The organism is Arcobacter acticola (assembly GCF_013177675.1).
Taxonomy (GTDB): domain Bacteria; phylum Campylobacterota; class Campylobacteria; order Campylobacterales; family Arcobacteraceae; genus Aliarcobacter; species Aliarcobacter acticola.
Genome location: NZ_CP042652.1, coordinates 1,022,076 through 1,035,137, shown reverse-complemented (window position 1 = coordinate 1,035,137; position 13,062 = coordinate 1,022,076). Strand labels below are relative to the sequence as shown.

Sequence of the window (13,062 nt, the reverse complement as noted above, 5' to 3'; positions counted from 1 at the left end):
TAGGAGCATAAAAATATGACTACAAATACCTGTTTGATAAAATCAATCAAAGATATAGATAAATATATAGTATATTTGCTAAATGAAGATAAACATAAGAACCAAGATATTATCCATAATGATGTATTGGAAAAAACAAACTACCTATTAAGTGAATCTAATATTTGGAAACAAACCCAAGAGTTTAAAAAAGGACATAGACCTAAACCTTTATCAATTGTTCTATCATTTCCTGCTGGAACAAGTAAAAATGATTTTATAAAAAAAGCATTGGAAAAACTTCACCTTTGGATTAGAAAAATATCAACACTTGAAAAACTTAATCTTGATGATAATGATATAGAAAGAATAGTTAGGTCAATTCCTTATGTAGCTCATTATAAAGAAAGTAATCCCCATGTGCATTTTTTATTTCCAAAAATATTTCCTAAATATAGTTTTGATGAGAACCATAAAAAAATAGTAAGTTTAGAATATATAAATATATATAAATTCAAATACACAAATATTTTATATAACCTTTCTGGATGGAACATAAAAGAAAAAGTTCTTCATAAAAAACAAGAAGAAAAAATAAAAAAATCCAAATCTTCAACAGTTTATTTAAAAGATAAGCTATTTGATGAGATTGATAAATATAAAGGATTAAATGACAAACTTGATAAGTTTATACTTCTTTTAGAAAAAGACCTTGAAAAAGGTCATACAGAAAAGGCTATTAAAAAACTTGAAAAGATTAGAAGGAGAAATGATTAATGGATAAATTACAAATATTTTCTGCTATATCATCAATTACTTTACTAGCAGGTATTTATTATTACAATCAATTAGTAGAAAAACTAAAATCAAACAATTTAAAACTTCAAAATGATATTAAATCTTTAAATGAAAAAATTGATTCAATGTTTAATATAGAAAAAAATAAATTTTTAAGTGAAGTTAGAAATGATATTAAAAAAGATAAAGATAATTTTAAACAAGAAATTGAAGAATCATTTGAAGCCTTTGGAGAAGACATTGTATTTGAGTTTAAAGTTGATGAAACACTTTCTAAAAGTGAGTTTATATCACTTAAAAAAGTAGTTGAAGGTAAAAAAAATAAATATGAATTTTTATTATCTTCATTGTTAAATAAAGAAACTGTTGATAAGCAAAGATTAAAAACTATGGATGAAACTATTTCTACTATTAAAAGTAAATATGAAACCTTTTCAGAAGATATTACTACTAAAATAGGAAATATTACAAAATTTGTAAATGAGAATACTGATAGAAGTAAAGAGGGTAAAAAAATGGCTAAAGATTTTGAAGAAAGAATCTCAAATCTTGAATCTTTGTCTTTTGAAAAGGTAACGGATGATGGTTCTAGTGGTGATTATTCATTTATTGGTGATAGTGCAGAAATGGAAGATTTAAAAGTTGATTATTCCCCAGGGAATAAATTTCCTCCAAAACCACCCAAACCAAGTATTTAAAATTAATATGATAGGTGGCTATAGAAAGATATTGAATTTTTATTCAATACCTTCTATTTCTGCTAATTTTTTTAAATATTTTCTAATATTTATTTTAGATTTAAAATAAATCTCCTACCCAACTTTTGGGGAGAAATTTTTCTTTGGTTTATTTTGAATTGTATTATTTACCACTTGATTATTTTGCATAGTTTGAGGATTTTGAAGATTGTTATTATGCTGATTTTTTATTTGTTGCTTTAAATGATAATTATTCATTAGGTAATTAGTTGATTTAGTTGCATGTGATGCTGCAGAATACAGAATATTTGGTCTTTCTTTTAATGCTGTTATCCAAGAGTTTAAATAACTAGCTTGTTTTTTTGAATTAGGTTTAATGCCATGTTCTAAACTTAAAAATGCACTTCCAAGTTCTGCAATTAATTCTTCAAATGCGTATCTTTCATCACCAAATACAGTATGTTTTTCAAATCTATCTAATCTAGTAGAATGTCCAGTATAATGGGTTAATTCATGCATATAAGTAGAGTAAAATTCATTTTCAGATTCAAAGTCCTGATAGTGTGGCATAAAGATACAATCATCATTTGGAGAGTATGCAGGTTCTCCTCTGTAAGTATTTATATTAAAACTATCTATAAAATGTTGAATATTTGAATTTGGAATATTGTTTTTTATCTCTGGTTCATATTTAATACCTTGAGTTTGAGTAATATTAAATACATTGTATGATTGCATTATAAAATATTTCTCAATTCTCTTTTCACCTGTTGTTTCATCTTCAACTTCTTTTTCCATAGGTTTCATAAAAAAGATTGGAGTTGATTTTTCACCTTTGATAACTTTACCACCTAAATTATTTACTTGATTCATAGTTAAAAATCTACTGTCAGTAAAACCTCTATCAAGTAGTGTTAGTATATTCATTCCTGAATAAGAATTTCCACTCTCAAAGTTCCTAGGAAGACTTACATTCATAACCCAAGATTTTGTCCAAGGTTCAGTGTCATTTTTTTCTAACTTTGAAATAAAGTTTTCAACTACTTGATTGTATTTTTCTTTGACAGTTGTTCTTTTTATTTGATTATTAGCATTTGTATTAGTTTGTGGAGTATTATTAGTATTTTCCATATTATATTTTTCCTTTATAATTAAATAGAAGGAAATTTTGAATTATTCCTTCATATTTAGATTATAAAGATTGGAAAGATTTTTTTATGTAATAAAGTTTTTCAGTAGTTTTTATTAGTTAATTTTTCAATATCTCTCATTTTAATCCATATAATAGATATATTGTTGATTTAATTGAGTATTTTCAATAAATATATAACCATTTGAAAAATGTAATAGATAATTTCCAGTTTTTATTGTTCCATAGTTAATGTAATCATTTTCACAATCTCCATACTCTGTTGTGAAGTAAAAAATGATATGGTCATAATAATTTCTGAAATAAACCTTGTTTTTTTCATTTGTGTAAAGATTATCACAAAGTTGATTTTCACTTTTAACACTATTTTTACAAAAATCTATAAAATCTGTATAACCACTATTACTAAACTCTCTTAATACTAAACCTTGGTAGTTTATAAAGTTTTATAGAGTTGAAAAAAACTTAGTATTTAAATTAAAAAATTCAAATACTTTATTATCTAATTGTGTGGTAAATGAAAATTGAACCTTATTTGTATCTATATGGTTTGTTTTGTTCTTAAAATCACTCATTACTGATTCTTCAACTTTTTTTATTTCTTTATCTATTTTATTTTTAATTTTTGACATATTTGACTCCTTGTCGTTTTATATTGAAGTTCATTTATAATGAACAAATCCTTTGTCATAAAAGACACTTAAACCCTCTATAAGTCCTCATATTGAAGACTTAATAAAAGGTTCAAGAAACTAATGTTTCTTTAACTTTTTGATTTTTTTGTTTAAATATGTGAAGTTTGTCAATTCTTACTATTTCACCAAGAAGTTTTTTCATAGTTTCAACTTCCATTGTATTTCCAAGTTGTTTTTTAATTTGAGAATTTGATAAGTGAGACATATCCATATCTTCTTCAAACCCTTGTATTTTTTTAAGTTCTAGTGGTGATAGATATCTAACTCCAATACCGTCATTTATTAAAACTAATCCACTTGTTAATATAGTAGGACAAGAATAGTTGATATTAAATACTCTTTGGTCTGATTCTCTTTTTGTTCCTAAATATTTGAAGTCTTTTTTTAAGTAACCTCTTTGTTTTTCAATTGGTCTATCCCAAGGGATATATTCACTTTTATCAAGGTATTTGTAGTTATCTTCAATTAAACAATCTTTGATTGATTTTGTAGTAATTGTTTTTTTAGGGAAATTAAATTTAATTCCAATATCTTTTCTAATTAAAACAACAAACATTCTAACTCTTGTAGTATTTCCACCAAGTTCAACAGGATTAATTTTTTTATATTGAATATCATAGTTTCCAAGACTTTCAAATTTTTCTAAAATACATTCAAAGTCTTTACCACCATTAGAACTTGTAACTCCACCAACATTTTCCCAAATTGAGTATTTTGGTTGTAGGTCTTTTAATATTCTAAATCCTTCAAAGAATAGTTTTGATTTTTCACCATTTAAACCTTGTCTATTGTTGTTTGAAAGACTAAAATCTTGACAATTACTTCCCCAAACATATAAATCACAAGAATTTAATTCATTTGTATTTACTTTTGTAATATCACCAAAGACTTGTTTTGGATTAGAGTTTTTAATTAAAGTTTGTCTACACCATTTATCAAAGTCAATAACAAACTCATTTGTATGATTAACACCTAATTTTCTTAAAGAGTAAGTAGGACAATCCATTCCTGAAAAACTTGTTCCAATAGAAATTGAGTAATCTTCATTTTCATGAACATAATCAACATTATTAACAGGAGTATTTACTCTTAATGATAAAATCTCTAATTTTGATTTAGAAGATTTTGAATTTGAAATTGAATGTTTTCTTGAAAAGTTAGTGTAAGATTTAAAGTAATCTTGGAAATCTTGATGGTCATTGTTTGAATACATAACATATTTGTATTTTTCACAAGAATTTAACATTTTTATATGTGTTGAAGTTTTTGTAAAACAGTTCTCTTGTTTAAATCTTTTTTTGTTGTATTGAATATCTGTGTTGATATATGGTGGGTCTAAATAAATAAATGTATCGTGGTCATTGTATTTTGAGATTAAACTATCAATATCTAATGTTTCAAATACAAACTCAATTTGTGAGTTGAATAATTCACTTAATTTAAAGATATTCTCTTTGATTTTTTGAGTATTTACATCTAATGTAGACCAATTAAATGAAACATTGAACTCACCTTTTTTATTTTCATTGTATAAACCATTAAATTGGTGATTTAATACAAATAAAACACAAGCGGCATTAACATCATTGAAATTATCTTTATTCATATGTTTTCTGATATGTTTATAGAACTTCTCACAATTTTCAATATCTTTTCTTTTATCTTTTGGATAAACTCTTGTTTTTTGAAAATCACCAACTAATGATTGATATTTATTTTCTAATTTCTCATAATTACCCCAAACTTTTTCAGGATCTTTTTGAATCCATTTATATAAATTGATTAGTCTTTTATTTAGGTCATTTAAAACAACTTTTTTAGGACTTACATATTGTAAGATGATTATCAATGACGCTAATGAACCTGTGAATCCTTCAATATATGTTTCAACTTCAATTTTCTCACTACTATTTTTTTCAAACTCTTCTTTGAAGTGATTGATAAATTGTTCTTTTGAACCTGAATAAGAGAATAACTTTCTTGTGTTTTTTACTAATTCTACGATGTTAATTTGTGCATTTTGCATGTTGTTTTTCCTTCTTTTTTTTGGTTTTTGTATAGGAATTAAAACAAAAATGAAGGCTTATTTTTTGTCATTGTATATAGGTATAAGATTTGATTTGATACAATTGTTTATGGATAAAAAAAGAAGATATAAATGCTCAAAAGTTAGAGATAAACAACCATTAATTAGGTCATTAAAAACTTTTTCAAGTCAATATAGATATTTATATTGTGATAATGAGTTTATTGATTTCAATGAAGAACCAGTTAGTCTATATTTTAGTGATGAGTATGACAATAGTTTGAATATGATTTATTCTAATGAAGATTTGAAAGTTAATATTAGAGATTACAATTTTATTTGTGATGCTGTTGATTCATTATTTGGAATTGGTAAAACTCAATGGAAAGAAGATTTAAAAAAAGAGATTTTTGAATATGGGGGTAAAGACTTTAACTATTTTTTAGATGAAAGATTTGAAAGTAATGCAAGAGAAATTATCAATAATTATATATCTAATAGTAAAGTATATACATATTTGAAAAATTATGTTTCTTTTTATAATAGTGGTGTTTATGATGCAAATAAAAGAGATAAAATTACTATTAAACCAATTTCATTAAAAGAATCAATTGAAAAAAGATTAAGTTTTTTACTAAAAGCCAAAAAACTTTATGAAGAGACAGTTAATCAAATAAAAGATAATTATGAAGATATTGATAATGAAATTAATGAATGGATGAAGAATAAAAACTTTGATTCAGATGCGTTAGATAAAGATAACACTTCTTACTTTCACCCAATTGATGACTCAGAACAATCATATACTTTACATATGATAGAAAGAAAAAAGTCTGGTATCTATGATGAAGATATATTAAATGATTTGCATGATTGGGTAGATAATTTAAAAGAAATAAAAAAAGATTTTAAAAAAACATTAAAAACTTTTTCATACTCTTTTGATTTGAAATTTAATTTTGAATCAATGGAAGATTTTCGCTTGTTTGAAATCCCTGAATTAGAAGAGACATTTTGTTATGAATTATTAGAAGATTTAAGAGAAGAGATTGTTGAACTTAAAGAAACAAAAGTAAATTGTAAAAACTTATTAGAAGAGTTTTTGAAACTTTCAAAAGAGCAGTTGGATGAGTATGATTTTAATTGGTTAAAGGAACAACTTGAATTATGGGAAAATGAATTAAATAAATCAAAATATACCCATAAATTAGATGAAATAGAAAAATATATTTTAAATACTATTACCTCAAAAGAGATAATTAAAAAGTTTAAAGAGTTAATTCTTTATAGTAGAAAAATATCATTGGATAAAAGAGTTGATTTAAACTATTTTATAAAACAACTTGATGAAGCATTAGATATGGATTATTTTGAAGATGAAGATTTTAATGTAGAAGAACATTTTAAAAAATGTCAAGATGCACTATTGTTAAAAGATGACTATCAAATATCAGATATAGATTTTTTAATAGATTTAGAATTAGTTAAAGATGAGAGAGATTATATTTGTTTAGAAAAAGAGTATAACAAACTTCAAGAAGAAAAAATAGATTTGGAAAATCCTTTTTAACAATGTGGTCTTTTAAGATATTTAAAAAATATATATTTAACAGATAATTGTTTCATATCTATTAATTAGCATGTAGTATATAATTTTAATAAATGTAGTATAAAAATTATATAAATTGAGTATATTATATAAAATTATATATACAAATTACCATTTTATGGGATTTTAAATATTATACACAAGAGAATTGACTACTTTTATGTAAGTGAAGATTTAAAAGACAATATTAAAAATGCTTATATTTTAAGTGATATTATGGGAAGCGACCATTGTCCTATTGCTTTGGAGATAGAGCTTTAAAAAATGGAAAACTTCAATTTCGTTGAATATGTAAAAATGGTAAAAACTTATCAAAAAAATGATGATCCAACAGGTTGGTTTGAAAATATTTATAAAAGTGCAAATGGCGATTATACAAAGGTATTTTGGGCTGATTTAGAACCAAGTCCTTATTTAGTATCTTGGTTGGAAAAAAATCATATAAATAAAGAGAATAAAAAAGCTTGTGTTATAGGTTGTGGGGTTGGAGATGATGCAGAAGCTTTAAGCAAATTTGGCTTTGAAGTTACTGCTTTTGATATATCTGTTACAGCTATTGAATTATGTAAAAATAGATATAAAGATACCAAAGTAAACTATGTTGTAGCTGATTTATTTGATTATCCAAAAGAATGGTTTGAAAAGTTTAATGTGGTTTATGAGTGTAATACAATTCAAGTTTTACCAGGAGATTACAGAATAAAAGCTCGTATTGCTATGAGTTCATTAATTTGCAAAGATGGATATATCTTAGTTTCTTGTAGAAGTAGAAATGAAGGTGAAAAAGAAAACAGTATTCCACTTCCTTTAACAAAGTGTGAAATGGATGAATTTGTAAACTCTGATAAGCTAAAAGAGATTAGTTTTTTAGCTTATGATGATGAACAAATTCCTAGTGTTCCTCATTTTTTTGGAATTTATCAAAGAATCTAGAAATCGATTTTCCTTAAATTTTTCATCTCAAAAGGTAATTTAAAAATATAATTACCTTTTAGGGATAAACTTCGCAAATTTTTTAAAACACTTAACTCTTTTGGTAAGTCTTTTAAACAATTATTCTTTAAATCAAGATTTCTAAGATTTACTAAGAATTGTATATCTTCACTTAAATCTTCTATTTTATTGTTTCGTAAAATCAATCTTTTTAAACTATTTATCTCAAATAAAATTTTTGGAATGACTTTTAAATCATTGTTTATAAACACTATTTTATTTAAATTTTCTAGTTTTTTCATACTTAAAGGTAAACTTTGTATTTTATTATTTGATAGATATAAGCTTTTTAGATTTGATAATTCACCTAATTCTTGGGGCAAAGAGCATAAAAGATTATCTCTTAAATCTAAACACTCTAAATTTTTTAACTTATTGATTTCTTTTGGTAAGACTTCAAGTTTATTTCCATATAGAAGTAATTTCTTTAGATTTTTTAAAGAGAATACTTCACTTGGAATTTCACTTAAATTTTTGAAGTTTAAATCTAGTATTTCAATATTTTCATTTTGTATTAACATAAATATATTATATCAAAGCTTCTATCCAAGCTACTACTTGCTTTAAACTCTCTTTATCTTTTTTTGAGATAAATACAGAGGGTTTATTTTTTCTATTGTTTGATACATCACTTTTCATTAAATCTAAATCCACATCAACATAAGGAGCTAAATCTGTTTTATTTACAACTAACAAATCAGAGAATAAAAGTCCTGCACCTTTTTTTCTTGGGATATCAGCACCTTGTGCAACATCAATAATATACATGTAATAATCAATCAACTCATAAGAAAAAGTAGCACTAAGATTATCTCCACCACTTTCAACAAATATAATATCAGGATTAAACTTCTGTTCAAGCTCTACAACGGCTTTTTGGTTCATAGAGATATCATCTCTTATTGCAGTGTGAGGACAGCCTCCTGTCTCTACTCCTGTGATTCTATTACTATCTAAATCAAGATGCTCTTTTAAATAGTTTGCATCTTCTGTTGTGTAAATATCATTTGTAACAATAGCTAATGAATATTTATCTTTTAGTAAATTTGTAAGACTTTCAATCAATGAAGTTTTTCCACTTCCAACTGGTCCTGCAATTCCTATTTTTAATGCCATTTTTATTCCTTTTAAAATGTTCCATTTTTAAGGGAACCTATTTCTTTTCTTTCTACTTTTTAGCACAACTTGTAAAAAGTTGTTAAAAGTAGCAAAACCTAAAGAGCTTTAAGAATAAAGCTTATAATTTTATATTTTATGTTGCAAACATTTTTGGTTCTAATACACTATGTTGAAATATATTTTCTTCAAAAAGTGGATTAAAATTTGTGATTTTATTTTTGATATTTCTAAAATCTAACTCAGATAAAATCTCATCAAATTCAAAAAGCATTTGTTGTATTTCAGATGGTTTTATTCTTGAAATTTTCAATGATGTTGCTGCTATATTTATTAGATTTTTTTTCGTCCACATAACTATAAAATCTTCCATACTAATATCTAAATCATAGGCATAAGTAGCCAAAATAAAGATTTCATTTCCAATACAAGTTTTATTTTCAACATATGCAAAATATTTCTGAACTATTGATTTTGAAATATGATTTTTTAACTGTGTATAATAATTAAACCCAATATCACTTGATGCTTTTGCATATTCGTATATTTGATAACTACTATATTCATTATCCATCTGCTTTAATAGCGTGATTTTGTCATTTTCTAATGCTTCATAAATTTTTTTGATATAAGTAAACTCTATATTTTGATACTGATCTATGATAATATTTTGCAAGTATACTTTTAATGTATTTATATTATATACATTTTGGTTAATTATGTGTGGTTCTAAGCCAAATGAGTGTACAAACATACCTGATGGAAAAGTTCCATCGAGTATTTGAAGAAATCTACTTAAGCTTTTTAGATTTGATTTATTTGTCATATTAGTGAGAGTGATGTGCTTTGCCATTTGCTTTGAAATAAGCTTTTGTTTTTTCAACTTTTATAGCTTCATTTGCATAACAATCTTTAATAATATCAGCTAGTGAAATATCATCTAAAACTGTTATTTTAAACTCTTCTATCATTACAGGTTGATGTCTATTCCCTATCTCATAAGCAACTTTTGCAAAACTTAGAGCATCAGTAAAACTTAAGATGAAAACCTCATCTTTACTTCTACTTACTTTAATAACATGTCCATCTTCACAAAATAAAAAATCATTTTCATGAAGATGAGTAAACTTAGCTTTCACTACAAAATTTACACCCTCTTTTGAAACAGCTGTTAAATTTGGCTTTTGCATATCAAACCAAGATAACTCTACCTCATCACTATAAAAATCTATATTCTTTCTTATTTCTATTACTTTTTTTATTGTACTAAATGTCAAATCTTCTCCTTAAAACATAAAATATTTTTTAGCCATAGGCACTGTTGTTACATAGTCAGAAGTTATTACTTCTCCATTTACAGTTACCTCATAAGTTTCTGGATCTACTTTTATTTCTCCTATGAAATCATTTAATTTCATATCTTTTTTACCTATATTTCTAGTATTTTTTACGGCTAATACTTTTTTATTTATTTCTAATTTTTCTTTTAAATCTTTACTTGCAAAGTTTGAAGTAAAAATAGCACTTGTTTTAGCACTAGCACGTCCTAGGCTTCCAAACATAGGTCGATACATACTTGGTTCTGGTGTTGGAATTGATGCATTTGAATCGCCCATTAGAGCAAGTGCTATAAATCCACCTTTTACTATGATTTCTGGTTTTACACCAAAAAAAGCTCTATTCCATAAAACTAAGTCAGCCATTTTCCCAACCTCTACACTTCCTACATGCTCATCAATTCCTGAAGCTATTGCTGGATTTATAGTATATTTTGCTATATATCTTTTTATTCTATTATTATCATTTCTTTGGCTATCACCACTTAAAGCGCCTCTTTGTTTTTTCATTGAATCAGCAACTTGCCATGTTCTAATAAGTACCTCGCCCACACGTCCCATAGCTTGTGAATCAGAACTTGTAATACTTATTGCTCCAATATCATGTAAAACATCTTCAGCAGCTATTGTAGCGCCTCGGATTCTTGATTCAGCAAAACTTACATCTTCTGGAATTTTTGGACTTAAGTGATGACATACCATAAGCATATCAAGATGCTCTTCTATTGTATTTTTTGTATAAGGTAAGGTTGGATTTGTACTTGATGGAAGTACATTTGATAAACCTGCTACACTCATAATATCAGGAGCATGACCACCACCTGCTCCTTCACTATGAAAAGTATGAATAGTTCTATTTTTAAATGCTCCAACAGTTGTTTCCACATAACCTGATTCATTTAAAGTATCTGTATGAATAGCAACTTGTACATCAAACTCATCTGCAACACTTAAACATGTATCAATTGCATTTGGAGTACTTCCCCAATCTTCATGAAGTTTAAGCCCCATTGCTCCTGCTTTTATTTGAGTTTCCAAAGCTTCTTTACTTGAACTATTTCCTTTTCCCATAAATCCAAAATTAAGTGGTAAATCATCCACACTTTGAATCATTTTTGAGATATTCCATTCACCTGGAGTACAAGTTGTTGCATTTGTTCCAGTGTTTGGACCTGTTCCTCCACCTATCATTGTAGTAACTCCACTTGAAAGAGCTTCATTTATTTGACCAGGACTTATAAAGTGTATATGAGTGTCTATTCCACCTGCTGTTATAACTTTTCCTTCAGCAGATAGTATTTCAGTATTTGCCCCTATTTCTAAACCATGTGTTATTCCATCACATAGATTTGGATTACCTGATTTTCCAATAGCTATGATAATTCCATCTTTGATTCCAATATCAGCTTTATAAATACCTGTATAATCTATAATAATTGCATTTGTAATAATCAAATCAGCAACATCAACAGCAGTTGGACTTTGAGACATACCATCACGTATAGTTTTTCCACCACCAAACTTACTTTCTTCACCATAAGTAGTATAATCTTTTTCAATTTCAGCTATTAGTGAAGTATCTGCAAGTCTAAATCTATCACCAACAGTTGGACCAAACATTGAAGCATATTTTTCTTTTGATATTTTCATTTTATACTCCTAAAAACTTATTTAGATTTTCCATTGCTTTAGCTTTTATATTCTCATCATCTAAAAAGCCTTCAACTAAACCATTAAATCCACTTACATATCTTCTTCCACTAAAGTCTATAAGATTTATACTTTTTTTAGAACCAGGTTCAAATCGTACAGAAGTTCCAGCAGCTACATCTAATCTTTTTCCATAAGCACTTACTCTATCAAAAGATAAAGCACTATTTACTTCAAAGAAATGATAGTGTGAACCTACTTGAACAGGTCTATCACCTTTGTTTTCAACTTCAATAGTTAAAATCTCTTTACCAGCATTTAATTCTATATCACCATCGTCTATTATATAAGCTCCTGGCAACTCAGTACTATTTTTATAAGGTATTGGATTATGAACAGTTACAAGCTTTGTTCCATCATCAAAGGTAGCTTCTACTTGAACCATATGCATCATAGAAGCAATTCCATCCATCACATGATCTTCTTTTAAAATCTTTGTAGCATCAACCATTAGTTGCGCAACACTTTTACCATCCCTTGCACCTTCTATTATATAAGAACTGATAATTGCTGTTGCTTCTGGAAAATTTAGTTTTAAACCCCTATCTTTTCTTTCATTTGCAAGCTGTGCTGCTGTGTAAAGCATTAGTTTTTCTGACTCACGATTTGTTAAAAACATTTATTACCTTTCATCTAAAATTGTATATTTATTATATTTTATAGCTTATTTTGTAAAGATTATATACTTTTTTCTGAATTATCAATAGAAATTTTCTTATATAAAATATACAATGATAAAAATAATGTAATTGAATTTGCTATCATAATTGGAGAATCTTCTTTCATAATTCCATAAATAAGCCACATAAAAACACCTAAACTAAAAATCAAAAACAAAAAAAGTGATAAGTCTTTTGTTTGATTCGTTTTATAAACTTTATAAGCTTGTGGTACAAAAGCCACAGTAGTTAAAAAAGCAGCTATTGAGCCTACTAATTCTTGCATTTATTT

The 13,062-nt window shown here is 26.1% G+C and carries 14 protein-coding genes and 1 pseudogene; 5 read left to right on the top strand and 10 right to left on the bottom strand.

What is annotated here, in order from left to right; all coding sequences use genetic code 11:
* Nucleotides 1–15 precede the first annotated feature (15 nt).
* Together AACT_RS05415 and AACT_RS05410 are read left to right on the top strand one after the other, a co-directional pair.
* On the top strand, nt 16–756 hold the full coding sequence (locus AACT_RS05415; RefSeq protein ID WP_172125680.1) for a hypothetical protein: 741 nt from the start codon (nt 16–18) through the stop codon (nt 754–756).
* Nucleotides 756–1,475 (top strand): hypothetical protein, encoded by a 720-nt coding sequence (locus AACT_RS05410; RefSeq protein WP_172125678.1) that lies wholly within the window; start codon nt 756–758, stop codon nt 1,473–1,475. The genes AACT_RS05415 and AACT_RS05410 overlap by 1 nt, the downstream gene beginning before the upstream one ends.
* A 114-nt stretch (nt 1,476–1,589) precedes the next feature.
* Here the strand turns inward: AACT_RS05410 and AACT_RS05405 are convergent, their stop codons facing one another.
* The 3 genes from AACT_RS05405 to dcm all read right to left on the bottom strand — a co-directional run bounded on the left by AACT_RS05405 (nt 1,590) and on the right by dcm (nt 5,346).
* A complete protein-coding gene (locus AACT_RS05405) occupies nt 1,590–2,606 on the bottom strand; it encodes an ArdC family protein (RefSeq protein ID WP_172125676.1) in 1,017 nt (338 codons plus the stop codon).
* A gap of 465 nt (nt 2,607–3,071) precedes the next feature.
* Nucleotides 3,072–3,257 carry a hypothetical protein gene (locus tag AACT_RS05400; RefSeq protein WP_172125674.1) on the bottom strand — a complete coding sequence of 62 codons (186 nt, stop codon included), beginning with the start codon at nt 3,255–3,257 and terminating at the stop codon, nt 3,072–3,074.
* 112 nt (nt 3,258–3,369) lie between these two features.
* The gene (gene dcm, locus AACT_RS05395; RefSeq protein ID WP_172125672.1) at nt 3,370–5,346 is read right to left on the bottom strand and encodes a DNA (cytosine-5-)-methyltransferase; all 1,977 of its coding nucleotides are present in this window, start codon (nt 5,344–5,346) and stop codon (nt 3,370–3,372) included.
* Nucleotides 5,347–5,410: 64 nt separating this feature from the next.
* On the opposite strand from dcm, the gene AACT_RS05390 reads away from it, so the two are divergent.
* The 3 genes and pseudogenes from AACT_RS05390 (at nt 5,411) to AACT_RS05385 (ending at nt 7,888) form a co-directional block, all read left to right on the top strand.
* The gene (locus AACT_RS05390) at nt 5,411–6,916 is read left to right on the top strand and encodes a V-type ATP synthase subunit I domain-containing protein (RefSeq protein WP_172125670.1); all 1,506 of its coding nucleotides are present in this window, start codon (nt 5,411–5,413) and stop codon (nt 6,914–6,916) included.
* A gap of 168 nt (nt 6,917–7,084) precedes the next feature.
* Nucleotides 7,085–7,216, top strand: a pseudogene (locus tag AACT_RS15515) (exodeoxyribonuclease III); the annotation flags it as partial.
* 3 nt (nt 7,217–7,219) lie between these two features.
* A complete protein-coding gene (locus AACT_RS05385; protein WP_172125668.1) occupies nt 7,220–7,888 on the top strand; it encodes a class I SAM-dependent methyltransferase in 669 nt (222 codons plus the stop codon).
* Here the strand turns inward: AACT_RS05385 and AACT_RS05380 are convergent.
* The 7 genes from AACT_RS05380 to AACT_RS05350 all read right to left on the bottom strand — a co-directional run bounded on the left by AACT_RS05380 (nt 7,885) and on the right by AACT_RS05350 (nt 13,056).
* Nucleotides 7,885–8,469: a leucine-rich repeat domain-containing protein gene (locus AACT_RS05380; protein ID WP_172125666.1), complete on the bottom strand. Its 585-nt coding sequence runs from the start codon at nt 8,467–8,469 to the stop codon at nt 7,885–7,887. The two genes, AACT_RS05385 and AACT_RS05380, sit on opposite strands and share 4 nt — an antisense overlap.
* Nucleotides 8,470–8,476: 7 nt before the next feature.
* Nucleotides 8,477–9,064 (bottom strand): urease accessory protein UreG, encoded by a 588-nt coding sequence (gene ureG / locus AACT_RS05375; protein ID WP_172125664.1) that lies wholly within the window; start codon nt 9,062–9,064, stop codon nt 8,477–8,479.
* Nucleotides 9,065–9,200: 136 nt separating this feature from the next.
* Nucleotides 9,201–9,917 (bottom strand): urease accessory UreF family protein, encoded by a 717-nt coding sequence (locus AACT_RS05370; protein WP_228720541.1) that lies wholly within the window; start codon nt 9,915–9,917, stop codon nt 9,201–9,203.
* Nucleotides 9,892–10,341 (bottom strand): urease accessory protein UreE, encoded by a 450-nt coding sequence (locus tag AACT_RS05365; RefSeq protein ID WP_172125662.1) that lies wholly within the window; start codon nt 10,339–10,341, stop codon nt 9,892–9,894. The genes AACT_RS05370 and AACT_RS05365 overlap by 26 nt, the downstream gene beginning before the upstream one ends.
* Nucleotides 10,342–10,350: 9 nt before the next feature.
* A complete protein-coding gene (gene ureC / locus AACT_RS05360; protein WP_172125660.1) occupies nt 10,351–12,051 on the bottom strand; it encodes an urease subunit alpha in 1,701 nt (566 codons plus the stop codon).
* A gap of 1 nt (nt 12,052) precedes the next feature.
* Nucleotides 12,053–12,730, bottom strand: coding sequence for an urease subunit beta (gene ureB / locus AACT_RS05355; protein ID WP_172125658.1), 678 nt, complete (start codon nt 12,728–12,730; stop codon nt 12,053–12,055).
* 59 nt (nt 12,731–12,789) lie between these two features.
* Nucleotides 12,790–13,056 carry a SemiSWEET family sugar transporter gene (locus AACT_RS05350; protein ID WP_172125656.1) on the bottom strand — a complete coding sequence of 89 codons (267 nt, stop codon included), beginning with the start codon at nt 13,054–13,056 and terminating at the stop codon, nt 12,790–12,792.
* Between the last annotated feature and the right edge of the window lie 6 nt (nt 13,057–13,062).